Origin of the sequence: Fervidobacterium pennivorans DSM 9078, from assembly GCF_000235405.2 — a bacterium.
GTDB classification, from domain to species: Bacteria; Thermotogota; Thermotogae; order Thermotogales; family Fervidobacteriaceae; genus Fervidobacterium; species Fervidobacterium pennivorans.
In genome coordinates, this window is the sequence record NC_017095.1 from 353,169 (window position 1) to 375,808 (window position 22,640).

At 40.0% G+C, this 22,640-nt stretch carries 25 protein-coding genes and 1 tRNA gene; 17 read left to right on the plus strand and 9 right to left on the minus strand.

Going from position 1 to position 22,640, the window contains the following annotated elements; all coding sequences use genetic code 11:
- Positions 1–29 precede the first annotated feature (29 nt).
- The 5 genes from FERPE_RS01660 to FERPE_RS01680 form a co-directional block, all read right to left on the minus strand.
- Positions 30–1,070: a vWA domain-containing protein gene (locus tag FERPE_RS01660; protein WP_041262765.1), complete on the minus strand. Its 1,041-nt coding sequence runs from the start codon at positions 1,068–1,070 to the stop codon at positions 30–32.
- A gap of 13 nt (positions 1,071–1,083) precedes the next feature.
- The gene (locus FERPE_RS01665; protein WP_014450948.1) at positions 1,084–1,563 is read right to left on the minus strand and encodes a hypothetical protein; all 480 of its coding nucleotides are present in this window, start codon (positions 1,561–1,563) and stop codon (positions 1,084–1,086) included.
- Between the two features lie 373 nt (positions 1,564–1,936).
- The gene (locus FERPE_RS01670) at positions 1,937–2,365 is read right to left on the minus strand and encodes an Hsp20/alpha crystallin family protein (RefSeq protein ID WP_014450949.1); all 429 of its coding nucleotides are present in this window, start codon (positions 2,363–2,365) and stop codon (positions 1,937–1,939) included.
- A gap of 264 nt (positions 2,366–2,629) precedes the next feature.
- On the minus strand, positions 2,630–3,538 hold the full coding sequence (locus FERPE_RS01675) for a hydroxyacid dehydrogenase (RefSeq protein WP_014450950.1): 909 nt from the start codon (positions 3,536–3,538) through the stop codon (positions 2,630–2,632).
- A gap of 1 nt (position 3,539) precedes the next feature.
- Positions 3,540–4,682: a pyridoxal-phosphate-dependent aminotransferase family protein gene (locus FERPE_RS01680; protein WP_014450951.1), complete on the minus strand. Its 1,143-nt coding sequence runs from the start codon at positions 4,680–4,682 to the stop codon at positions 3,540–3,542.
- A gap of 330 nt (positions 4,683–5,012) precedes the next feature.
- On the opposite strand from FERPE_RS01680, the gene FERPE_RS01685 reads away from it, so the two are divergent.
- The 12 genes from FERPE_RS01685 (at position 5,013) to guaB (ending at position 15,790) form a co-directional block, all read left to right on the plus strand.
- Entirely contained in the window at positions 5,013–6,248 is a 1,236-nt protein-coding gene (locus FERPE_RS01685; protein ID WP_014450952.1) for an aminotransferase-like domain-containing protein, read from the plus strand.
- 1 nt (position 6,249) lies between these two features.
- Positions 6,250–7,326 (plus strand): butyrate kinase, encoded by a 1,077-nt coding sequence (buk, locus tag FERPE_RS01690; RefSeq protein ID WP_014450953.1) that lies wholly within the window; start codon positions 6,250–6,252, stop codon positions 7,324–7,326.
- Between the two features lie 3 nt (positions 7,327–7,329).
- A complete protein-coding gene (locus FERPE_RS01695) occupies positions 7,330–8,220 on the plus strand; it encodes a bifunctional enoyl-CoA hydratase/phosphate acetyltransferase (RefSeq protein WP_014450954.1) in 891 nt (296 codons plus the stop codon).
- A 34-nt stretch (positions 8,221–8,254) separates the two neighbouring features.
- Entirely contained in the window at positions 8,255–9,340 is a 1,086-nt protein-coding gene (gene buk / locus FERPE_RS01700; protein ID WP_014450955.1) for a butyrate kinase, read from the plus strand.
- Between the two features lie 22 nt (positions 9,341–9,362).
- Positions 9,363–10,007 (plus strand): cobyric acid synthase CobQ, encoded by a 645-nt coding sequence (locus FERPE_RS01705; protein ID WP_014450956.1) that lies wholly within the window; start codon positions 9,363–9,365, stop codon positions 10,005–10,007.
- Positions 10,008–10,052: 45 nt separating this feature from the next.
- Positions 10,053–10,283, plus strand: a complete 231-nt coding sequence (locus FERPE_RS01710; protein WP_014450957.1) for a 4Fe-4S dicluster domain-containing protein — start codon at positions 10,053–10,055, stop codon at positions 10,281–10,283.
- Between the two features lie 14 nt (positions 10,284–10,297).
- Positions 10,298–11,359: a 3-methyl-2-oxobutanoate dehydrogenase subunit VorB gene (locus tag FERPE_RS01715; protein WP_014450958.1), complete on the plus strand. Its 1,062-nt coding sequence runs from the start codon at positions 10,298–10,300 to the stop codon at positions 11,357–11,359.
- Positions 11,360–11,364: 5 nt separating this feature from the next.
- A complete protein-coding gene (locus FERPE_RS01720) occupies positions 11,365–12,120 on the plus strand; it encodes a thiamine pyrophosphate-dependent enzyme (protein ID WP_014450959.1) in 756 nt (251 codons plus the stop codon).
- Positions 12,117–12,662 carry a 2-oxoacid:ferredoxin oxidoreductase subunit gamma family protein gene (locus FERPE_RS01725; RefSeq protein ID WP_014450960.1) on the plus strand — a complete coding sequence of 182 codons (546 nt, stop codon included), beginning with the start codon at positions 12,117–12,119 and terminating at the stop codon, positions 12,660–12,662. Before FERPE_RS01720 ends, FERPE_RS01725 begins: the two co-directional genes overlap by 4 nt.
- Before the next feature lie 190 nt (positions 12,663–12,852).
- Positions 12,853–14,025 (plus strand): hypothetical protein, encoded by a 1,173-nt coding sequence (locus FERPE_RS01730; protein WP_014450961.1) that lies wholly within the window; start codon positions 12,853–12,855, stop codon positions 14,023–14,025.
- Between the two features lie 74 nt (positions 14,026–14,099).
- Positions 14,100–14,175, plus strand: a tRNA-Gly gene (locus FERPE_RS01735).
- Positions 14,176–14,275: 100 nt separating this feature from the next.
- The gene (gene guaB, locus FERPE_RS01740; RefSeq protein ID WP_014450962.1) at positions 14,276–15,790 is read left to right on the plus strand and encodes an IMP dehydrogenase; all 1,515 of its coding nucleotides are present in this window, start codon (positions 14,276–14,278) and stop codon (positions 15,788–15,790) included.
- Positions 15,791–15,895: 105 nt separating this feature from the next.
- Here guaB and FERPE_RS01745 read toward each other — a convergent pair whose 3' ends face one another.
- From FERPE_RS01745 to FERPE_RS01760, 4 genes are read right to left on the minus strand one after another with little or no spacing between them, the layout of a single operon-like run.
- Positions 15,896–16,198, minus strand: coding sequence for a hypothetical protein (locus FERPE_RS01745; protein WP_014450963.1), 303 nt, complete (start codon positions 16,196–16,198; stop codon positions 15,896–15,898).
- A 28-nt stretch (positions 16,199–16,226) separates the two neighbouring features.
- Complete coding sequence (locus tag FERPE_RS01750; RefSeq protein ID WP_014450964.1) at positions 16,227–17,303, minus strand: SHOCT-like domain-containing protein; 1,077 nt, start codon at positions 17,301–17,303, stop codon at positions 16,227–16,229.
- Positions 17,304–17,339: 36 nt separating this feature from the next.
- Positions 17,340–17,837, minus strand: a complete 498-nt coding sequence (locus FERPE_RS01755; protein WP_014450965.1) for a hypothetical protein — start codon at positions 17,835–17,837, stop codon at positions 17,340–17,342.
- Entirely contained in the window at positions 17,818–18,207 is a 390-nt protein-coding gene (locus FERPE_RS01760; protein WP_041263069.1) for a DUF2089 domain-containing protein, read from the minus strand. The genes FERPE_RS01755 and FERPE_RS01760 overlap by 20 nt, the downstream gene beginning before the upstream one ends.
- Positions 18,208–18,410: 203 nt before the next feature.
- Between FERPE_RS01760 and hfq the strand changes: the two genes are divergently transcribed.
- Genes hfq through metK form a run of 5 tightly spaced genes read left to right on the plus strand, consistent with a single transcriptional unit; the run spans position 18,411 to position 22,553 of the window.
- Positions 18,411–18,704, plus strand: a complete 294-nt coding sequence (gene hfq / locus FERPE_RS01765; RefSeq protein ID WP_014450967.1) for an RNA chaperone Hfq — start codon at positions 18,411–18,413, stop codon at positions 18,702–18,704.
- 29 nt (positions 18,705–18,733) lie between these two features.
- Positions 18,734–20,005 carry a GTPase HflX gene (gene hflX, locus FERPE_RS01770; RefSeq protein ID WP_014450968.1) on the plus strand — a complete coding sequence of 424 codons (1,272 nt, stop codon included), beginning with the start codon at positions 18,734–18,736 and terminating at the stop codon, positions 20,003–20,005.
- Positions 20,006–20,017: 12 nt separating this feature from the next.
- Positions 20,018–21,031 (plus strand): M23 family metallopeptidase, encoded by a 1,014-nt coding sequence (locus FERPE_RS01775; RefSeq protein ID WP_014450969.1) that lies wholly within the window; start codon positions 20,018–20,020, stop codon positions 21,029–21,031.
- 5 nt (positions 21,032–21,036) lie between these two features.
- On the plus strand, positions 21,037–21,366 hold the full coding sequence (locus FERPE_RS01780; RefSeq protein ID WP_014450970.1) for a hypothetical protein: 330 nt from the start codon (positions 21,037–21,039) through the stop codon (positions 21,364–21,366).
- Positions 21,363–22,553, plus strand: a complete 1,191-nt coding sequence (gene metK, locus FERPE_RS01785) for a methionine adenosyltransferase (protein ID WP_014450971.1) — start codon at positions 21,363–21,365, stop codon at positions 22,551–22,553. Before FERPE_RS01780 ends, metK begins: the two co-directional genes overlap by 4 nt.
- Positions 22,554–22,640: the final 87 nt, after the last annotated feature.

Genomic DNA, 22,640 nt, shown 5'->3' on the forward strand with positions numbered 1-22,640 from the left:
GGCATCGCTTATTGTCTAACCTTTGAAACTTAATAGGTGACATCCTGGAGTTTGAGATATCTTTTATCTGAACCTTTTGTATAGAAAATTTCTATCGTGTGCGTTGATGCCGGTGAATCACTCTCAAATGTAACAATCCAAGATGAAGTTACATACTCTACTATTCCAAGACTTGTGAGATCAACATTTCCATATGTATCAGTATATTTTATTACACCACCTGTCTCCTGGCAGAGCTCCCTCACATCTCCAGGGTCAGAAAAGTCAGTTGTGGATTCACTGTAATATCCGGGAATAAAAGCACCGTGTATAACAAAATATCCGACGAGTTTTGGTAACATCTCAGCCTTTGTAAAGTGGGCAAAAGATGTTCCATCACCCTTGTAATGTGCTGGTGCATCGGTAATAACAATCATTGTTCTTTGTGCACCTGATCTCCATTCAAGTGCTGTTGCAGCGAACATTATCGCGTCGTATGGGTTCTCTGCCCAATCCCCACCGTATCCGGCGTAAAGTGCTCCAATGTATTCTTGAGCAGAAGCAGGAGTTGTTAGGTTTAAAAATCCAGGACTAACGTCTATATCGCTGGGAGGATTCACATAATCGTCGAAAGGTATAACACCAATTCTAGCGTCCAATCCACTATCTGCAAGTGAATTGGCAAAAGAGATTATGCTGTTTTTAGCACCCTCAATAACAGGATCCATACTCCCAGTTACGTCTAGAATGATTGCAATATCTAATTTATTTTTCACCGATGATTCTTTGTAAAGCACGAATCCTTGCTCTTTGTTATCTTCGAAAACTCTTAATTCGCTTGGCAGTAAATTTTCAACCCCGGGCAGACTTATTCTTACACGCACTGAGTCCGGAACAGCGATGGGTACCAGCGTCGGTTGTTTATCTACACTTCCGTAAATGTCCGATGCTTCATATTCTGATACCGATGGTTTCGTTGTTCCAGCGGGGTCAGGTGGTATAACTTTCGGAGCTTGTGGTATCTCAGAGCAACTGAACAAAAACACTAGAACAAACACAAAACTTAAGGCACTTATAAGCATTCTTCTCATAATCATCACTCCCTCAGAACCCAATGCCTACGCCAACAGAGACTGCGTAGGTATCAAAAATTTGGAAGGACGTGTTCATCGTCGCCAGTCCTTCAACAAAGAATATTATGCCAGTTCCAAACCTCACACCTGCTTTAACATGGAATATATCCTGGTACATCGCAAATTGTGTATTTTTTAAATCAAAAATGATGATTGGCGCAGCTCCTGTGTAAATCAAAGTTCCCATCAATGGTATTCCTACGTAAATGTAGGGGTCAACTTCTATAAACTGAATTTCCTCGATGTTTATTTCCTCCAACGCTTCGAAAGACGAAACAGGGTAATAACCTTCTAACATCAGAGAAATTCCACCAGAAAGCGTTCCTATACGAGCACCGAAATAAGGTCTGTTTTTCCCACCAAGTTCCATACCACCGAACGCAGATATTTCAAAACCAAATGCGGAGATTAGCGCTGCGATAACAAAAACAATAATCAAAACTCTTCTCATAAAAAACCACCTTCCTTTCATTTTGTTTTGCTCTACTGGGTTGAACGCGTTGTCACTTCCCAGAGAGTTACTAAATCATCTACCTTTTAAAAGATTTCTTTCAACCTCGTTTTCTTAAATCACCTTGCGAAATACACAACCAGATAATACCTTTCTTAGTGTGCTTACACATTTTTAGACGCTTGTTATTAAAAAAACGTTCAAAAACTTGACTTTGATTCAAAATACGAGAAAGCTGAACCGCTGGAAGAAAGCCATCTTTTTCTCTTTTGCAATATATTGCAAAGTTACAGAAAAAAAGATTGCTAAAAAAATCAAAGGGCTCTCGCTTTCACGAGAGCCCTTCTTATTGGTACGTAGTTATCCCGATATATTATTCAACTTTTATCTCAAGGGCAGGTTTTTCTACCTTTTTCTTTGGTAATTCTATTGTTAAGACTCCATCGTTATATTTTGCCTTAACGTTTTGGATATCTACGTAGTCTGGTAGTAAAAACGCTCTTTCGAATTTACCAAAGCTTCTTTCAACTATTCTGTAGTTCCTTCCTTTTTCATCTCTTTCAGCTTTCTTTTCACCCGATATTCTTAGGATGCCGTCTTCTACAGTGATTTTTAGTTCGTCTTTTTTAACTCCAGGAATTTCGAGTTCGAGAACTACTTTATCTTCTGTTTCATAAGCATCAACCTTTGGAAGGAATTCTACATCTGTTCTGAATGGCTTCATAAATTCCGAGAATAGTCTGTCAACTTCTCTCTGCAATTCCATGAATGGTTCAAATAAGTCGTTTCTTCTTGCTAACATACTTTCACCCCCCTGCTCATGTTTTGCATTTTCCCTTCGAATTCCACTTATATTTTACCACTTATCACTCATATGTCAAGAGTGCTACTTATGAATACGGTGGTAATAACTATTAGCGTAAAATAGACCTCTAAGTAGGATAAATGTTATCGTAACCAAAATGTTAAGCATGTGTATACTAAAAATGATAAAAGGGGTTAAACAAAAAGGGGAGCGTCGAAGCTCCCCTGGTGGATAGTATTAGTAATAAACTATTGAATATCCTTACGCAATTTCTTTTATAAGTCTTTCAACAAGTAACATTCCAACTCTTTCTTGTGCCTCGAATGTGGATGCACCTATGTGAGGTGTCGCAACGACATTTGGTAGGGCGAGTAACTTTTGTCTTAGTTCGTCTGTTGGTGGCTCAACTTCGAAGACATCGAGCCCGGCAGCGTAGACCTTGCCGTTTACCAAAGCTTCGTATAACGCTGCTTCATCAATAATGCCGCCTCTTGCTGCGTTAATTATTATGACTCCATCTTTCATTTTTGAGAAGGTCTCTTTGTTTATAAGGTTCTTTGTTTCTGGTGTAAGTGGTACGTGTATTGTTATGTAGTCACTTTCTTTGTAGAGTGTGTCCAAATCAACCATCTTAACGTTCATGTCAGTTTCTTTTACAAACGGGTCATAAGCTAAGATTTTCATATCAAAGGCGAGTAACCTTTTTGCAACTTCACGGCCTATGTTACCAAATCCGATTATACCAACAGTCCTTCCAAAAAGTTCGTGACCTTCAAGTTCTTTTTTTGTCCATTTTCCGTTCTTAAGGTCGATAGTTCCACGTGCGATGTGCCTGGAACAAGCTATCATTAGTCCAATTGTTAGTTCTGCTACGGATATGCTGTTTGCACCTGGTGTATTAATGACTTTTATTCCTTTTGCTTCCGCTGCCTTTACGTCGATGTTGTCCAAACCGGTGCCAGCTCGTCCAATGATTTTAAGCTTTGTACCTGCCTCAATGATGTCCGCCGTTACCTTAGTAGCGCTTCTAACGATTAGCACTTCTATTTCTGGCATAATTTTTAGGAGTTCTTCCTTTTCCAAGTGTTCAGATGTTAGTTCTACTCCAGGAACGCTTTTCAGTCTCTCGGTGGCTTGTTTGTCAAGAGGGTCATTAATGTGAATCCTCATATTATTTCACCAGCCCTTTGAAAAGTACTTCTTCAGCCGCTACGACGCCTTTTCCAATTTCAACTTTGTATCCCATTTCGTTAAGTGCGAATTCAAGAGCCGTGATACCTGTAATGATGTCAAATGGTGTAAGGTAACCAAGATGGGAAATTCTAAATATCTCATCTTTCATAGGTTCCTGTCCTGCTGCTATTGTAACACCGTATTTGTCCCTCATGAGTTTTGTCAGTTTACTTGATGGGATGCCTTTTGGTGAGTTAACAGCAGTTAAAACGTTACCCGGTCTTTCAGAGAAGAATGTTAAGCCTAAAGCCTTAACAGCAGCTCTTGTTGCTTCTCCATAGAGTGCGTGTCTTGCCCACACGTTTTCAATACCTTCTTCTTTGAGCATCTTAACGGCTTTGTTCAGCATGTAAATCAAATTAACTGCTGTTGTCCATGGGTTATCTGGAGAGCTCTTTTTGTATTTTCTAAGGTCGAAGTAATACCTACTGTTTGTGCATTTTTCAACCTTTGCATATGCCTTATCGTTAATAGCTATAAATGCAAGCCCTGGAGGCAACATCCAACCTTTTTGCGAACCGCTAACTACAACGTCGACTCCCCATTCATCCATCTTCAAAGGTTCTGCCAAAAGACCACTGACCGCATCTGTTACGAGGACAACGTCTGTATCTTTTGTCAATTTTGCAATGTTTTCTAAGTCAATAACTGTTCCTGTCGAAGTTTCACTGTATGTTGTGAATATAACTTTTGCATCTGGGTTTTCTTTCATTGCCTTTTCAATCATTTCTGGTGTGACAGCCTTACCCCAGGGGAGTTTGATTTCAACAACGTTCACACCGTAGGCTTTTGCGATTTCAACCCATCTTTCGCCAAATTTACCAGCGTTTACAATTATAGCCTTCTCGCCGGGGTTAACCAGGTTAACAACAGCTGTTTCCAAAGCACCGGTTCCCGATGATGTTAATACGTAAACTGGGTGCTTTGTCTGAAAGACGTATTTTGTGAGTTCAAGTGTTTCTTCTAATAATTTAACGAATTCTGGCGTCCTGTGGTGAATAGTTTCTTTAGCACCCTCAAGTAGTATTTCCTGAGGAACTGGTGTTGGACCGGGTGATAGTAACAAGTACTTTCTTATCACAAAAACCCCTCCTTCTCTTGTATTGGTGTGGAATTTTTCATCTTTTACCGCAATCTGAAACAACTTAAGTATCACCGAATGAGAATAAATTCACCAATATTTTACATCTTGGAAAGTATTTTTGACAACAGGCTTAATAGTGCAATTTCTTTCATGCAATGATTTGCAAGGCAAAAAAACAATGAAAATCTCTCTTAATCTATTTATACCGTCAGCATACATTTGAATTCTGTTTTTGCTTTTTGGCATAATGTTGCTAATATATAATTGGAGAACAATATCTGTGCGGAATTTTGTGCCAAAAATACAACAACAAGGAGTGTGGGATTCATGAAATTAGAGAGCAAACTGTCAGAAGTTGGTATGAACCTAAAGTCTTCTTTGATTAGAGAATTGCTCAAATACGCTTCCGTGCCGGGTTCGATATCATTTGGAGGTGGAGTACCGGATCCCAACACATTCCCACGTCACGAGCTAGCAGAGATTGCAAAAGAAGTTATAGAAAAAGAATATGCGTACACTCTCCAATACAATACTACTGAAGGTGACGACGAACTTGCCAAACAAATGATAAAGCTCCTTGAAAGGGTTTATGGAATAACAGGTCTTGATAGATCTAATTTACTTTTCACCACAGGTTCGCAGCAAGCCCTCGACCTTCTTGCCAGAGTCCTACTTGACAGAGATAGCATATGCTTTGTTGAGTTCCCTGTCTACCTTGGCGCAGCGAGTGCGTTCAGAATGACCTTTACAAAGTTTGAGACCATCCCTCTACTAGACGATGGTATGGATGTTGATTATTTGGAGAGAAAACTAAAGGAACTTGACCAAGCTGGAAAGTTAAAGCATGTGAAATTCATATACACCGTTCCAAACTTCCACAATCCTGCCGGTGTTACAATGAGTCTGGAAAAGAGGAAAAGATTGATAGAGATAGCCGAAAGATACGATATTCCTATCCTTGAAGACGACCCGTACGGTCTTCTCAGATTTGAAGGCGAACACTTACCCTCTTTATATAAACTAGCTGGGCCAGATAGGGTAATTCTGTTGAACACATTTAGCAAAATTCTCACGCCTGGTTTGAGAATAGGAGTAATAGTAGGTCATGCGGATATCGTTAGAAAAGCAACTCTTGCAAAACAGGCAGCTGATTTGTGTAGCCCGAGCTTGAATCAGAGGATGGCCGCAAGATTCTTGGAAAGGTACGACTTGCTTGAATACCTGAAGCCAGGAATTGAACTGTATAGGAAGAAAAAAGACACAATGATAAAAGCACTCGAAGAGAATTTCTCAGATATAAAGGGAGCGAAGTGGGTCAATCCGCAAGGAGGTCTGTTTGTTTGGTTCACGCTTCCTGAAGGTTACGACACCATGGAAATGTTTGATATAGCAAAAGAAAAGAAGATTTATTACATCCCAGGGCAAGCTTTCACAATAGACGACAGTAAGAGTTCTTCGATGAGACTTTCGTTCTGCTTACCACCAGAAGAAAAAATAATTGAGGGAGTCAAAAGACTTAAGGAAGTTGTTGTAGAGTACGGAAAGAAGAAAGGGTTGATTTGATATGAGAATTTTGGTTATTAACCCTGGAGCAACAAGTACAAAAGTTGCTGTTTTTGAAGATAAGCAGAAGATTCTTCAAGAGACACTTCAGCACAGTGTTGAAGAGCTGGATAAATATCCGACAATAATGGATCAAAAAGAAATGAGAGCGAATGCAGTCGAAGGATTTTTAAAAAGGCACAACTTAACAATTGACCAATTTGATGCTATAGCTGCTCGTGGTGGAATACTACCACCAGTTGAAAGTGGGACTTATATCGTTGATGAAAACATGGTGAATTATTTAATAAATAAGACAAAAGTTCAACATGCATCAAATTTGGCAGCGGTCATTGGTTATGAACTATCCAAAAGAGCATCAAGAACCATTCCAGTTTACATTACCGACCCAGTAAGTGTTGATGAAATGATTCCAGAGGCAAGGTTATCCGGGATAAAGGACATCGAGAGAAAAAGTCTTTCACACATATCGAACATGCGAGCTGTTGGAATACGAATTGCTGAAGAATTGGGTAAGAGCTTTTACGAATTGAATATGGTCATTGCTCACCTTGGAAGTGGTATTTCAGTTGCACCGTTTGAAAAAGGAAGGATGATAGATGTAAATAACGCCAACGACGAAGGTCCGTTTAGTGTTGAAAGGACTGGTGAGTTGCCTGTTGGAGATGTTGTTAAATTATGCTATTCGGGTCAATATACGAAGGAGCAATTGAAAAAGATGTTTGTCGGTAAGGGAGGGCTTGTTGCTTATCTTGGCACCAACGATTTAAGGGAAGCGTTCAAAATGGCAGAAAACGACCCGAAAGCGTTAGAAGTGATAGAAGCTATGGCTTACCAGATTGCACAAGAAATAGGTGCCATGTGTGTTGTTTTAAAAGGTAAGGTGGATGCGATTGTTCTTACGGGTGGTATGGCTTATAGCGAAAGGTTTGTCGATATGATAAAATCCTACGTTTTCAAATTTGCCCCTATCTTTGTAGTGCCTGGTGAGATGGAGATGGAGGCTCTTGCCTACGGAGCTTTGCGCGTTCTTACCGGTGTTGAAGAACCCAAAGTATGGAAACCTCAGGAGGTGTAAGAAATGAAGAAACTCCAAGAACTTTTAGATAAAGCTAAGAGTGTAGGTAAAAAAGTGGTTGCCGTTGCAGCGGCAGATGATGATGTTGTTTTGAGAGCCATCGATATGGCAAAGAAAGAAGGAATTGTTAATGCCTTGTTATTTGGGGATGCTCAAAAGATAGAAGTTGCTGCTGAAAAAGCAGGTTTAGATATCAAAGATTTTGAGATAGTCGATTCAAAAAATCCTGCAGATGACGCTGTAAAAGCAGTTGTGGATGGCAAAGCGCATTTTGTTATGAAAGGGAACATAAAAACCGGAGATTTAATGAAGGCTGTTTTGAAAGATGAGTATAATCTGAAAACAGGAAGAACAATGTCACTTGTTAGTATTTTCGAAACACCGCTCTATCATAAATTGCTTATCGTTACAGACGCAGGAATGACCATAGCTCCTGATTTGGAACAGAAGGTTCATCTTATCGAAAACGCAGTTCTTGTTGCTAAGAAAGCCGTTGGTGTGGAAAAACCGAAGGTAGCAATTTTGGGCGCTATTGAAGTTGTCAACCCAAAGATGGAAGCAACAATACATGCGGCCTTACTTTCAAAGATGAATGAGAGAGGGCAAATCAAAAACTGTGTAGTCGATGGTCCTTTTGCGTTAGACAACGCAGTATCAAAAGAGGCAGCGGAGCACAAGGGTATAGTTAGTCCTGTTGCAGGTGATGCCGATATACTGATTATGCCAGATATCGAGGCTGGAAACATCTTCTATAAAGCTATGGTTTTTCTTGCAGGTGCAAAGGTTGCTTCAGCAATAATTGGTGCTAAATGTCCTGTTGCACTCACCTCAAGAGCAGATAGTGATGAAACAAAGCTTTTATCATTAGCATTAACGTGCTTGATGAGCGAATAATTGTGAATTTTTCTGAGGATAGGTGGTGTGTTAGATGAAAATATTGGTTATAAACCCGGGTTCTACAAGTACAAAAGTTGCAGTTTTTGAAGACGAGCAAATGATAGCTTCAAAGACTTTGAGGCATTCGCCAGAAGAATTGGCACCGTTTCATAAATTGACCGACCAATTTGAATTTCGTGCAAGAATTGTGGAGAATTTCCTTAATGAAATAGGAATAAAACCAGAAGAGTTATCTGCTGTTGTTGGTCGTGGAGGGCTTCTGGACCCGATCCCTGGCGGTACCTACAAGGTAACGGAAGATATGCTTGAGGTGCTAAGAGAGGCGAAAAATGGAGAACACGCTTCAAATTTGGGTGCACTTATAGCCTACGAATTCACTAAGCAGTACGGGATACCTTCTTTTATTGTAGACCCTGTTGTAGTCGATGAAATGGAACCACTGGCAAGATATACTGGTCATCCTATGTTTAGAAGAAAATCTATCTTTCATGCGCTTAATCAAAAAGCAACTGCCAGAAATGCTGCAGCACAGCTTGGGAAAAAATATGAAGAAGTCAATCTTATCGTTGTGCACATGGGTGGAGGTATTTCTATAGGTGCACATAGAAAAGGTAAAGTGGTTAACGTAAATAATGCGTTGGATGGGGATGGACCATTCACACCAGAAAGAAGTGGTACCTTACCTTTGACACAGTTAATTGACCTGTGCTACAGCGGGAAATATACTTTTGAGCAAATGAAGAAGAAAATTAAAGGCGCAGGTGGAATGGTGGATTACCTAGGGACAAACGATGCGATGGTTGTACAGGAAAGAATCAGAAAGGGTGACAAAGAAGCTGAACTTGTCTATAAAGCTATGGCTTATCAGATAGCTAAATGGATTGGAAGGATGGCAGCTGTTCTCAAAGGTGAAGTGGACGCAATAGTTCTGACAGGTGGCTTAGCATACGACAAAGAGTTCATGGTGAAATGGCTTACAGAATACACAAGTTTTATAGCACCAATCCTCGTTTTTCCAGGTGGGGATGAGGAAAGGGCACTTGCGATGGGAGCACTTAGGGTTTTGAGAGGCGTTGAAGAAGCCAAAATATACTGGGAAAATGTTTTGCAGCATTAAAAATGGAAAGGAAGTAAAACAAATGGCAAAGAATTACGCATTTATCGGTTTGTTTGGTAGTGGGAAGACCGAGGTAGCAATCAACTGGGCTTTAAAACTGAAAGAAGAGCATGAAAAAGTTGCGATTATAGATGGTGATATTATCTCTCCATATTTCAGAACAAGAGATATTGCAGAAGAGCTTGAAAGGGTAGGATTAGTGACAGTTTATCCAAAAGGAGCATTGAGGAACGCAGATTTACCAATTATCACAGGTGCTGCAATTGGCTACCTTTTAAATCCTGAGTTCAAAACAGTTGTAGATGTTGGCGGAGAAGAAAACGGTGTTGTTGTGCTTGGTTATTTGAAGCCTTACCTTGGTGACGCAGAAATAAGCATGGTTGTAAACATTGCAAGACCATTTTCTTCAACAGTTGATGGGATAATCAGAGCATACGAACAATTGAGAAGGATTGCAAGGGTTGAGGTAGATTATCTAATTAACAACGCAAATTTGTCATACGAAACCACACCAGATATTATAAGAAAAGGAGAGGAAATACTTTCCAAAGTTTCTGAAATTATCGAAGTTCCAGTGAAATGGACAGTTGTTCCAGATTTTATCGAAGAAGATGACTTCAAGTACCCTGTATTTAAGATTCATCGTTTCATGAAGATGGAACTATAACGGTTTGAATTTTAAAAACCAAACTTTTAGCAAAGGAGGATACTTATGCCAAAGGTCAGAGGAAAGATAGAGATTGATCAAGAAAGATGCAAAGGTTGTGGCTTGTGTATAAGCGTTTGTCCAACGAAGGTTATTGAGTTTAGCGAATCTTTTAATTCTAAAGGTTACCACCCGGCGGAAGCCAAGCACGTTGAAAAATGCATTGCCTGTGGTTTTTGTTACAATATGTGTCCTGATGTTTGTATAACAGTTTACCGAGAAGTAGAAAGTGCTTAAGGAGGGAAAAACAAATGAGCGAAAGAGTTATGGTAAAAGGAACGGAAGCGATTGGTGAAGCAGCGATACGTGCAGGTTGTCGTTTGTTTTTTGGTTACCCAATAACACCTCAGAATGAACTACCTGAATATATGTCAAAAAGAATGCCAGAAGTTGGTGGAACTTTCTTACAAACAGAAAGCGAAGTTGCAACAATTAACATGGTCTATGGTGCAGCATGTACGGGCACAAGAGTTATGACATCTACATCTTCTCCAGGTTTTAGCTTGATGCAGGAAGGAATTTCTTACATGGCATGTGCACAGTTACCAGCGGTTCTCGTCAATGTTGTGCGTGGTGGACCTGGACTTGGAGATATCCAACCTTCACAGGGAGACTATTGGCAAGCGACAAAAGGCGGGGGGCACGGAGATTATAAACTTATTGTTCTTGCGCCGTCAACAGTGCAGGAAGCAGTTGACCTGACATATCTTGCGTTTGACCTTGCCGACGAGTATAGAAATCCTGTGTTGATAATTGCCGATGGTGTTATTGGTCAGATGATGGAACCTGTAACATTCCCCGAATTTAGGGATTTGAATACGTTACCTAAGCACGAAAGTTGGGCATTGACAGGTGCCAATGGGAGAGAAAAACACATAGTTGTATCGTTCGATATTGATCCATATGTGTTGGAAAAGATGAACCTTGAGCTTGTTGAAAAATACAAAAAAATTGAGGCGAAAGAGAAACGTTGGGAAGAATATAAGCTAGATGATGCTGAAGTGGTCATTACTGCATTTGGAACGGTAGCAAGAATTGCTAAAAGCGTTGTCGAACAAGCAAGGAAGGAAGGTATCAAAGTAGGCTTATTTAGACCAATAACACTTTGGCCGTTCCCATATGAGCGACTTGAAGAGGTTTCAAAAGGTAAGAAATTGATTTTCGATGTTGAGATGAACATGGGGCAGATGTTGGAAGATGTGAGGCTTGCTGTAAAAGACCACGCGCCAGTTGAATACTACGGAAGGCTAGGAGGAGTTGTACCAACACCTGACGAAATACTCCAAGCATTAAAATCTAAGCTCGGGAGGTAATGTATATGGCATTTGAAGTTATATTGAAAAAACCGGAAGCATTAACTGAAAGGGAATTTACATATTGCCCAGGGTGTACACATGGAATAATCCATAGATTAGTTGCAGAAGTCATTGATGAGCTTGGCATAAGAGAAAAGACTATCGCTGTAGCTCCCATCGGATGTTCGGTCTTTGCGTATCAATTTTTCAACACAGATGCAACCGTTGCAGCGCACGGAAGAGCACCTGCAGTTGCTACTGGTATGAAAAGAGCAAGACCGGACCTTTACGTATTCACATATCAGGGGGATGGAGACCTCGCAGCTATAGGAACTGCGGAAATAGTTCATGCGGCGAACAGAGGTGAAAAGATTACAACTATCTTTGTAAACAACGCAATCTACGGAATGACGGGTGGCCAGATGGCTCCTACCACACTGTTGGGTATGAAAACAACGACAACACCATATGGTAGAAGTGCAGAAAACGATGGTTATCCACTACACGTTGCTGAAATCATAAAAGAAGCACGCGGTGTTGCATTCTTGGCTAGAACGAAAGTTAATACACCTCAGGATGTTGTAAAAACAAAGAAAGCAATAAAGAAGGCATTCTTGGCTCAAATAAAAGGTTTGGGCTTTGGAATGGTGGAAGTACTATCTACATGTCCGACAAACTGGGGTATTGACCCTGTTTCGGCACTCAAATGGTTGGAACAACATATGGTTCCGGAATATCCACTTGGAGTATTTGTTGATAAGGTAGGGGATGAACAATGACAACAAGGATGATATTTGCCGGTTTTGGTGGACAAGGCGTTATGTTGATGGGGCAAATCATATCCTTAGCGGGAATGTTACAAGGTAAGAACGTTACTTGGATGCCATCGTACGGACCTGAGATGAGGGGAGGAACTGCGAATTGTACCGTTGTTATAAGTGATGAACCAGTTGCCTCACCTGTAACAACAAAAGCAGAGATTATAGTTGCAATGAACATACCCTCGCTTCTGAAATTTGAACCTGCTGTTACAGAAAACGGATATCTTTTCATTAATCAGTCGGTTGTGGACAGGGAACCTACCAGAAAGGACATACACGTTGTAAAAGTACCTTGTAACGAAATTGCTGATGAATTAGGAAATTTGAAAGTCGCAAACATGGTTATGCTGGGTGCCGTTGTTGGAGCAACGAATGTCGTTGATGTTGATAATGTCTTCAAAGCTCTTGAGAAGAAACTTGCCGGAGGAAAAGCTACACTTATTGAGGTTAATAAGCAAGCGATTTTAAAAGGTATTGAGATAGCAAAAAGCCAACTCTAAGCCCAGAACCAATACACTCTTAAAGGCGGATTAGATAGACACACGCATTAAGCCGGGTTGAGAAACCCGGCTCTTTTTTGCATTAATTAAACTGTGGTATAATTATAAAGCCTATTGAGAGAATAACCTTTCTAAAGAGATGAACGATATACCAATCACTGTGGTCAAAACTAGTAGGAGGTGAACAGCGATGGTGAAGCATGCGTTCAAAGCAGTTTTGGCTTTGGTTCTTCTTTTTGCAACATTGAGCTTTGCAGATTTTTATCTTAACGTTGGTACACTTCAGGTTGGCAACGAGAACTATATGGTCTACGAATTTGGTCCAGAATTCACGGTAGGTCCTCTCACACTTGGGTTCACACTTACGACGTATGCAACTGATTTAACAACTGGTAGTTTTTACTTTGGATATCCTGGTTCTTCGGCACCGAGTACGAATATCCTTGATGGTATCAACATAACAGCACTTGGGTTAGACTTGGGGAACGTCTGGTTTAGATATGGAAGGATGAGACCTATAACTTATGGAATGGGCTTCGTTTTTAGTGGATACTCGAGTCCTAATGCAAGAACGTTTGATGTAGGTATTAGAATGGGAATGTTGAGTGCTTCCGCCCACATTCCATATCAGCTTGTGCAACTTTCAACATTTACCTTTACACAATCTGACCCAGTATATACAGCAGTTGTAAGTTCTAAGGTTTCTCTATTCGAGCTCTCTGTGTTTGGTGGAGTTGATATGGACGGTCTAAAGGAGGATGCAATTGCCACGCCTCTTACATATGCAGCAGGGGTTTCTCTCACTACAAACGTACTTGGATTTTCAGTCGGTGCAGAAGCTGGAGCCCAGATGTGGAAAGATGGAACTGTCGGATATGGTGCTTTCGGTGGTGTTTTTGGCGATTTTGGTATGCTTCAATTTGTTGCAGGTCCATTCTACGCATCCGATGGTTTCAAACCATGGTTGATTTCAAAGAATTACGGTTTTGAAAAATCGCAACCTGACTTTGGTCCAGATAAATACAAATTAGACCTCGGTTACATTGCCAACTTGGCTTTGACATTCAGCCCATATGGAAAAGTAGCAGTTCTTTTGAAGGGTAACTTCGAAGGAAACCTGACATTATCTGGTGAAGGGCTTATAAACATACCAGCTATCGGTGGTACAAACGGCCTAGTTCTCTATGGCTATCTTTACGATGAGACGCCTTTTGAAGGTGGACAATTTTTCGACAACAACACATTGGCAAGGCTGACAATAGCTTATCCAGTCTTCTCAGGCTTCTACGCTGGTATAAAGTACAGTTGGGAAGACAGTCAATGGAAACAAACAGCATTTGTTGGTGGAACCGCCAACTTCTAATACGAGGTTAAATCTTGGAACCTGAGGGTCTTGAAAATATCTCTGCCTGATGATATAATATAATTAGAGCTTGAGCGGGTGTAGCTCAGTTGGTAGAGCATCAGCTTCCCAAGCTGAGGGCCGCGGGTTCGAATCCCGTCGCCCGCTCCAAACACAAGATTCAATATAAAAGAAAGCAGACCCAAAAAGGGGTCTGCTTTATTATAAAGAATACCTACAAAAAGCCGTGGGGTGGATGGAGGTTGAAAAAATGGAGAAGAAAAAGAGTAGTACTAAGCGAAGTTCTGAGGTTAATGAGTTGGAAAGTAAGTTTTTTTTCAAAGAAGCGCTCACATTCGACGATGTTTTGTTAGTTCCTCAATACAGTGAAGTTCTACCATCTGATACAGATGTTTCAACTCGCTTGACTCGCTTGATAAGGCTCAACATCCCTCTTGTTAGTGCTGCGATGGATACTGTTACTGAAAGTGAATTGGCAAAAGCTTTAGCACGAGAAGGTGGAATTGGCATTATTCACAAAAACCTTTCTATCAAAGAGCAAGCGCACCAAGTAGAGATAGTCAAAAGAACAGAGAATGGAGTAATCGAAAACCCTGTTGTTATTCATCCAGAAGACACAGTTTTCAACGCTCTGAATTTGATGGCAGAGTATAAAATTGGAGGGTTTCCCGTTGTAGATGATGAAGGACATTTGGTTGGTTTGTTGACCAATAGAGATGTGAGGTTCGAGAGGGATGTAAAGAAAAAAGTCAAAGAACTCATGACACCAAGAGAAAAACTAATAGTGGCAAAGCCTGGAATATCTCTGGAAAAAGCCAAAGAAATACTTCATGAAAACAGAATAGAAAAGCTACCGCTTGTTGATGAGAACAATAAGCTCGTAGGACTTATAACAATAAAAGATGTTCTCAGCGTTATAGAGCACCCGAATGCAGCAAGAGACCAGAAAGGTAGGCTACTTGTGGGAGCTGCAGTCGGTACAGGAAAGGATACTTTTGAACGTGTTGAAGCTCTTGTAAAAGCAGGTGTTGATGTCGTTGTTGTTGATACAGCCCACGGTCATTCGAAAAAGGTTATCGAGACAGTTAAAGCTATTAAGAAAGCTTATCCCGAACTGCAAGTAATTGCTGGAAATGTTGCAACAGCTGAAGCAACGGAAGAACTTATCAAAGCAGGAGCGGATGCTGTAAAGGTTGGGATAGGTCCCGGTTCAATATGCACCACACGAATAGTTGCCGGAATTGGTGTTCCACAACTGACTGCCATATTGGATTGTGCTCAGGTTGCTAAAAAATACGACATCCCGATAATTGCCGATGGAGGTATAAGATACTCCGGAGATATTGTTAAGGCACTTGCAGCGGGAGCTGAGAGTGTAATGCTTGGAAGTATATTCGCCGGCACGGAGGAATCACCCGGTGAGACGGTACTTTATCAAGGTAGAAAATACAAAGTTTACAGAGGAATGGGATCCATCGGAGCTATGAAATCTGGAAGTGCTGACAGATACTTCCAAAGCGAAAATCAAAAGTTTGTGCCAGAGGGCGTTGAAGGTATGGTGCCTTACAAAGGAGCAGTCAAAGATGTTGTCTACCAGTTGGTAGGTGGATTGAGGGCCGGAATGGGTTACGTTGGGGCAAGAACTATTAAAGAACTACAGCAAAAAGCCAAATTCATTAAGGTTACGCAAGCATCGATTAAGGAAAGCCATCCACACGATATCGTTATTACAAAAGAACCACCAAACTATTGGAGTGGTCAGTGAGTTGATAGTTGACAAGTTTTTCGAAATCAAAAAATCAAATAAAACAACAAGCGGGGTTTCATTCCTTCCCCGCTTGTTGTTTTTTAACAACTGACTTTAAACTTTTTACCAGTTTTCTTTTCTATACCTTGCAACCATGAGTTTCAAACCAATCTCTATCAAGCCAGCGGCAATGATGGCCACAACGAATTCCCAAAATCCCATTTTGATGTAACCTAGTGACTGAACGATGATTAGGGCTCCTAAGATTGATAGTCCAAGACCGTTTGGGAAACTTTTTATCAAGCTAACTACACCACCAACCAACGCTAGCGCACCAAAAATTAGCCAAACTGGGGATGTTATTGAGAAAATGACGCTCAGGAGAATAAAAATACCGGCCGTAAAAAGTATGACACCCCAAAACATGCTATCACACTCCTTTCTGCGTAGAATTTTAATCCAATTTAATAATGGGATTGCCTTTTAGTTCTTCACACCTAAATCTCTCTGCAAAGATTTTTCCCTTGTTTTCCACATAATCGCTTTCGAGAACTTTCGCGTTTATTTGGCCGGTGTTGTAAAGTTCTTCTAAACCTAACTCATTTGCTTGTAAATCCCCCGAGTTGCTTAGTTTTTCTACAGATAACTTCTCAACTTTTAAGTTACCATTGTTGGAGACATCTTCAAAACGCAATTCCTGACATTCGACCGAGCCTTTGTTGTTCATTCTTTCGCCGATAAAATTTATTGAAATTAACCTGCCCGAATTATCTGCACTCTCGCATTTGATTTTGTCTGCCTTGACGAAACCCGAATTTGCAAGTACTTCCGTTTCCAGAATATTTAGGTGGCATTCCCCACTGTTGACAATTCTTTCAACTTCTGCTCGTTCAGAAGTTAGTATACCATTTTTAGAGATAACCACATCATCTGCTTTTAGATCAACTACTCCTAAAGTTCCTGTTAAGACAAGTTTATCACATTCGATTGAAACGGCTGAGAGTTTTCCATTTACTATCACTTTTTCTTTCTTTAGAAACCCTATTTTTTGTTCGCCTTCAATGAAAATTTCTCTGTCAGATTTAAAAGTCATCTTTTTAGTCAATTTTTCAACAAAAGGAACGTCAAATGCTATAACATTGTGCTTTCCAGAGACCTTCGGAGTTCCTTCCTCTTTTGAGAGTATTGAATTTACATCTCCTTCTACCTTCCCGCCAGCCCAGATTATCTTGGACCTTATGGCGTTCAAGTTCCCATTTATAATACCTTGGATTTCAATAATACTATTTACCACAGATACATTTCCGTTGACTTTACCTTTGAGTATAAGTTTTCCGTTGGTCATGGAAATATTCCGGTGTATCTCTTTGGTTTCCTCAATCTCTTCTGTTACTTCTACAAACTCTTCTTCCTTGCTTTTTTCCTCATTTTCTTTACTGTACATCGCTTCTATCAATTTTTCAGCATCTTCTGGACTTATTTCTCCTCTTTCGACAGCTTCTAACACTTGTCTTAATTCTGCTTTATCCATCTTTCCTCACCTGCCTATCTGTATTTGGTTTGAAAATTATTCTTCGATTTTTACACCCGACAAAAAAGGTTTTATTACCAGATTTCTAACAATTCCAAGTACACCATTTATGAAAAAGTTATTCACCTCGTTAACTTTCCCATCTACAATGGGTTTGGCACCTTTGTAAGAACAACCTACCATTTCAAGATTACCTGTGATATGTCCACCATTCCAGACAATGTTTGTCCCTACAAGTTCAACATTTCCTGCTACCTCTCCCGAAAAAATCAGTTCCCCGAAGACAACTTCAAGGTCACCAAGAAGTCTTCCGTTGATAACGGCTTTGCCATTCACTACTTCAACTTTTCCAAAATACTCCTCGCCTGGGTTTATTATGAAATCCTTACCAATGTAACTTTTTGACCCTTTTCTCCGCTCTTCGGTTCGCTTATCCATAATTGCTTGGATAAGCTGCTCTGCTTCGTCAACGGTAATGTCCTTTCTGGCAAGAGCTTGCAAAATCGCCAGTAAGTCATTCGGAAGTTCTCCCATCGTTTTCACCTCTTTTCTTTTTCAGAATAGCTATAGCTTCTTCAACGGTAATTTTCTTCTCTTTCAGTAGCTTAAAGACATCTTCAGAGTTTGCCTGTTCTTCCTCGTCTTCGATTGGCGTGAGTCCCATCTTTTCTAAGACTTTGTCAAGCCTTCCTCTTAATGCAAAATATCCAATACCTGTTAACCGTTCCATCTCTTTCAAGTTACCTTTAGTCCTTAGAAACATCATAATGAACCTTGTGTCTTCTTCATCTAAGTATGCGAACGCGGGTGCTTCAAATGCGCCACTAACAGTGACACCATCATCATCACATCTAAGCTGGACAACTTTCATTGGTTGCCCACATACGGGACATCTTGGTAACATTTTTGCCACGATTCCCACCTCCCAAAAATATTGTATCATAATCCAAATAATTTGTCAAATTAAACAAAAAATCTGTAGAGAACAAGCTGAAAGGAATTATAAACATGTTGAAAACATCTCTTTGAAATCTACATAAGTTGTGGTATAATCACATTGCATTGTGTCATTTTTTTCATCCTTTATAAACATTGGGGGGATTTTGAGTGGCTAAAGAGAAGTTCAACCTTCAAGATCGTTTCTTAAACATTGTTAGAACACGGAAGATAGAGGTGAAGGTTTACTTAGTTAACGGTTTCCAAGCCAAGGGTATTGTTAGGTCCTTTGACAACTTTACTGTCCTTTTAGAAAACGGTAGGCAACAGATGCTTATTTACAAACATGCCATTAGCACTATCCAACCTGCTCAGTACATCATGCTAATGAAAACAGAGGAGCAAGAGGGGGAACAGCAAGAGCAAGAGCAGCAAGAACAACAAATTGAGGAAAAGCAAGAGTAGGTGTTCAGAAATCTATTTGTAGAAGGGAGATGACAGAGTTTAGGAAAAAAGGAGTTATAGTAGCAATAACGCAAGTTCTTGACTATAGAACCAGGGAATCTGTTGAAGAATTGGAATTACTTTGTAAGACATTGGGCATAGAAGTTTTGGACACAATAATTCAACGTAGAGAGAAACCTGACCCAGCAACTTACGTTGGTAGTGGGAAACTTGAGAAGATAAAGAACTTCTGTGAAGAAAACCGAATTGATGTGGTAATTTTTGATGATGAAATCACACCAATTCAACAACGAAACATAGAAAATATTTTGAAAGTTCCCATCCTTGATAGAACTCAGGTAATCCTTGAAATTTTTTCTAGGCATGCAACAACTCACGAAGGAAAGTTACAAGTGGAAATGGCAAAACTTGTTTATGAATTGCCTCGACTGAGAGGGAAGGGTTTGTATTTATCGAATCCTGGTGCAGGTATAGGTACAAGAGGTCCAGGAGAAACCGCGCTTGAGCTTGACAAAAGAAAGGTAAAACAAAGAATTTCGACGCTACGAAAAGAACTGGCAAAGTTAAAACTCAACAGAGAAAATGCAAGGAAGTCTAGATTGGAAAGCGGATACTATCTTGTTTCAATTGTTGGTTATACGAACGCTGGGAAAAGTACGTTGTTAAGTTCGATTTCAGGTGAAAAAGATATAATTGTTTCAGATAAACTCTTTTCCACATTAAATCCAACTATCCGAAAGGTTAAATTACCAAGTGGTCGAAGCTGTCTTGTTGGTGATACAGTAGGGTTCATAAGTAAGTTGCCTCATACACTTGTTGAGGCTTTCCACTCAACACTGGAAGAGATACTCTATTCGGACCTTTTGTTGCTTGTTGTTGACATTTCGGATCCATTTTACAAAGACAAAATCAGCGCCTCATACAGCGTGTTAGAAGAAATCGGAGCTCACGAAAAGCCAACAATTCTTGTTTTTAATAAAATTGATGTTCTACCATATGATAAACTTGAGATTATAAAATACGAATACCCTCACGGGGTTTTCATATCCGCAAAACAAAGAAAGGGTTTAGATGATTTGTTCTCGAAGATGGAAGATTATTTTAAATCTTTCGATGTTCGCATGAATCTTAGAATAAACCATTCAGATTATGGGCTAATCTCTAAGTATTTTGAATACGTGACTATAGAAAAGCTAAGCTCTTCAGGTGAGTTTGATTTCGTCCAAATAAGTGGACCTGAGAATATAGTGCTCAAGATAGAACATATTTTGAATTCAAAGGTTCCGAATTCTTATCTGTAAGGAGAGGTGAACATGGAGGTATTAGAAGTTAGACAATTCTTATACCGCTTTAAGTTCGTTTTGTTTGTTAGTTTCTTATTCATAGCTTTTGTACCATCTTTGTTGGTTGCGTTATATCAACTACCCGTCGATAGCTCGTATATTACAGCTACATTCATGGAGTTTCGTTCCACCGGAAAGGTTCCGCACTTCCATTCGGGAATAGACTTTAGTACTTTTCTTAAAGAAGGAGTTCCAATCAAAGCAGTTGCTAACGGTTTTGTGAGAAGGTTGGAGATAGACTTGGATAACATATATGGTAACACCATAGTTTTAGAGCACCTAGATGGTTATAGAACGCTGTATGCTCATCTTTCACAATTTGCAGAGAAATATGAAAAATTGGCAAATATGTTGAGGGAAGAATTTGGAGCTAAAAGGATTGTTGTTGAGTTTTTATCCGATGATTGGAAAGTTTCTGCAGGTGAGGTAATAGGTTATTCTGGAAAGACTGGTGAAGCTGCACAACCACATTGTCATTTCGAGGTTCGAGATAAAGAGGAAAAGAACATCTATGACCCTATGGACTTTATTGACAAAAGTTTGTTGAAACCGGTACAAATGGAGATTATTTTGAAAAGTTTGATAATAGATGGTAAAGAATACTCATATTCGGAAAATGCTACATACGAGTTTTCCGGAACGTACCCAAAAATAGCTGTTGAAACGTACACAGAATTAGCAAAAAATTTACTTGGAGTTAAAGAAATAAAACTGTACTTTTCGGGTGATTTGGTGTATCATATAATACTTGACAGGTTGCCTATGGAATATTGGGAAAAACCCTACTCTCTGTATGACGAACGCACTGTAATGACCGCACTTATTTATAGAGGATATTACAAGTTATATAGTGATGAGTCGCTCCCTTACATCAAGGTAAACAGAGTGAAAGATTATAACATGAGTTCCTACAAAGTAGTGCTCGAAATAAGTGATGCTTTTGGAAACGTAGGGAAGTTTTCTTTCAACGTTCAAAGAAGGTGATTGATATGTTTTTCTTCAAAAAGAGAGAGAAAACAGAAGCAGATTTGGAAAGGAACCCGTTTTATAAGGAATCCAACGCTTTAGTTGTATATATCAAGTGTAATAAATGTGGCGAGGTATTCAGAAGCCATCTGCGTATAGGTTATGACTTTATAATAGATTACGATAACAGGTCAGCGCCTTTCAAAATTGAAAAGATTTATGTAGGTTCAAAATGTCCCAATAAGATTGAACTAAGGGCAAAGTTCACTGGCTCTTACAAGCCAGTGAGCATCGAAATAGAAGGTGGGAAGTTCATATCAAAAGAAACTTACGAAAGGGAGGCAGAGAGATGAGAAGGTTGTTCACGAGCGAAAGTGTTACGGAAGGACACCCAGATAAGATGGCGGACCAGATTAGCGATGCCATCTTAGACGCGATTATCGCAGAGGACCCAAAGGCACGTGTTGCTGTTGAAACGTTGCTCACCACAGGTGTTGCTGTTGTTGCAGGTGAAGTGACGACAAGGGCATATGTTGACGTCCAAGATATTGTAAGGAAGACCGTTCTTGAAATTGGTTACACAAGGGCGAAGTATGGTTTTGACGGTGAAACTTGTGCAGTTCTTTCATCTATACACAGCCAATCACCAGATATCGCACTTGGTGTTGACGAAGCAGCAGAGTACAAAGAAGGTCAAAAAGCAGAAGATGAGTTTGAAAAAATCGGAGCTGGTGACCAAGGAATGATGTTTGGATACGCAACAAACGAAACAGAAGAACTTATGCCCCTTCCAATAATGCTTGCACATAAACTTGCTATGAAACTTGCGGAAGTTAGGAAGAACGGAACGGTGCCTTTCTTGAGACCAGATGGTAAAACGCAAGTTACCATCGAATACGACGAAAATGACAAACCGATAAGAGTTGATACAGTGTTGATTTCTACACAGCACGAACCAGATGTCACTATTCCAGAAATTAAGGAAGCACTTATAAAATATGTAATTGACCCTGTTATTCCTGAAAACTTAAGAGATGATAAGATGAGAATTCTGGTAAACACAACGGGTCGCTTTGTTCTTGGTGGTCCTTCTGCAGATACTGGACTTACAGGAAGAAAAATTATAGTTGATACATATGGTGGAGCTATACCTCATGGCGGTGGTGCGTTCAGCGGTAAAGACCCAACAAAAGTCGATAGGTCAGCACATTACTTTGCAAGGTATGTTGCTAAAAATGTTGTAGCAGCCGGTTTGGCAGACAGATTTATGATTCAGGTTGCTTATGCTATCGGTGTTGCAAGACCAGTATCGATAATGATAAATACATTTGGTACGGCAAAAGTGGATGAAGAAAAACTGTTGAAAGTAATAACAGAGCTCTTCGACTTCAGACCTGGGGCTATTATCAAAAAGCTTGATTTACTTAGGCCCATTTACAAAAAGACAGCGGCATACGGTCACTTTGGTAGGAACGACCCTGATTTCACATGGGAAAAGACCGACATGGTTAAAGAATTAAGAGCAGCGTTCAATTTGTAATTTTTCGCTAGAACGACGGAAAGTGGAAGTCCCATCTACGGATGGGGAATCGATTAGGAAGAAAAAACGAAAGAGTAGGAGGGATTT

Excerpts from the sequence above, each read along its gene's own strand:
- FERPE_RS01660 (WP_041262765.1), bottom strand. The coding sequence starts at position 1,070 with ATGAGAAGAATGCTTATAAGTGCCTTAAGTTTTGTGTTTGTTCTAGTG.
- FERPE_RS01665 (WP_014450948.1), bottom strand. The coding sequence starts at position 1,563 with ATGAGAAGAGTTTTGATTATTGTTTTTGTTATCGCAGCGCTAATCTCC.
- FERPE_RS01670 (WP_014450949.1), bottom strand. The coding sequence starts at position 2,365 with ATGTTAGCAAGAAGAAACGACTTATTTGAACCATTCATGGAATTGCAG.
- FERPE_RS01675 (WP_014450950.1), bottom strand. The coding sequence starts at position 3,538 with ATGAGGATTCACATTAATGACCCTCTTGACAAACAAGCCACCGAGAGA.
- FERPE_RS01685 (WP_014450952.1), top strand. The coding sequence starts at position 5,013 with ATGAAATTAGAGAGCAAACTGTCAGAAGTTGGTATGAACCTAAAGTCT.
- buk (WP_014450953.1), top strand. The coding sequence starts at position 6,250 with ATGAGAATTTTGGTTATTAACCCTGGAGCAACAAGTACAAAAGTTGCT.
- FERPE_RS01695 (WP_014450954.1), top strand. The coding sequence starts at position 7,330 with ATGAAGAAACTCCAAGAACTTTTAGATAAAGCTAAGAGTGTAGGTAAA.
- buk (WP_014450955.1), top strand. The coding sequence starts at position 8,255 with ATGAAAATATTGGTTATAAACCCGGGTTCTACAAGTACAAAAGTTGCA.
- FERPE_RS01705 (WP_014450956.1), top strand. The coding sequence starts at position 9,363 with ATGGCAAAGAATTACGCATTTATCGGTTTGTTTGGTAGTGGGAAGACC.
- FERPE_RS01710 (WP_014450957.1), top strand. The coding sequence starts at position 10,053 with ATGCCAAAGGTCAGAGGAAAGATAGAGATTGATCAAGAAAGATGCAAA.
- FERPE_RS01715 (WP_014450958.1), top strand. The coding sequence starts at position 10,298 with ATGAGCGAAAGAGTTATGGTAAAAGGAACGGAAGCGATTGGTGAAGCA.
- FERPE_RS01720 (WP_014450959.1), top strand. The coding sequence starts at position 11,365 with ATGGCATTTGAAGTTATATTGAAAAAACCGGAAGCATTAACTGAAAGG.
- FERPE_RS01725 (WP_014450960.1), top strand. The coding sequence starts at position 12,117 with ATGACAACAAGGATGATATTTGCCGGTTTTGGTGGACAAGGCGTTATG.
- FERPE_RS01730 (WP_014450961.1), top strand. The coding sequence starts at position 12,853 with ATGGTGAAGCATGCGTTCAAAGCAGTTTTGGCTTTGGTTCTTCTTTTT.
- guaB (WP_014450962.1), top strand. The coding sequence starts at position 14,276 with ATGGAGAAGAAAAAGAGTAGTACTAAGCGAAGTTCTGAGGTTAATGAG.
- FERPE_RS01745 (WP_014450963.1), bottom strand. The coding sequence starts at position 16,198 with ATGTTTTGGGGTGTCATACTTTTTACGGCCGGTATTTTTATTCTCCTG.
- FERPE_RS01750 (WP_014450964.1), bottom strand. The coding sequence starts at position 17,303 with ATGGATAAAGCAGAATTAAGACAAGTGTTAGAAGCTGTCGAAAGAGGA.
- FERPE_RS01755 (WP_014450965.1), bottom strand. The coding sequence starts at position 17,837 with ATGGGAGAACTTCCGAATGACTTACTGGCGATTTTGCAAGCTCTTGCC.
- FERPE_RS01760 (WP_041263069.1), bottom strand. The coding sequence starts at position 18,207 with ATGTTACCAAGATGTCCCGTATGTGGGCAACCAATGAAAGTTGTCCAG.
- hflX (WP_014450968.1), top strand. The coding sequence starts at position 18,734 with ATGACAGAGTTTAGGAAAAAAGGAGTTATAGTAGCAATAACGCAAGTT.
- FERPE_RS01775 (WP_014450969.1), top strand. The coding sequence starts at position 20,018 with ATGGAGGTATTAGAAGTTAGACAATTCTTATACCGCTTTAAGTTCGTT.
- FERPE_RS01780 (WP_014450970.1), top strand. The coding sequence starts at position 21,037 with ATGTTTTTCTTCAAAAAGAGAGAGAAAACAGAAGCAGATTTGGAAAGG.
- metK (WP_014450971.1), top strand. The coding sequence starts at position 21,363 with ATGAGAAGGTTGTTCACGAGCGAAAGTGTTACGGAAGGACACCCAGAT.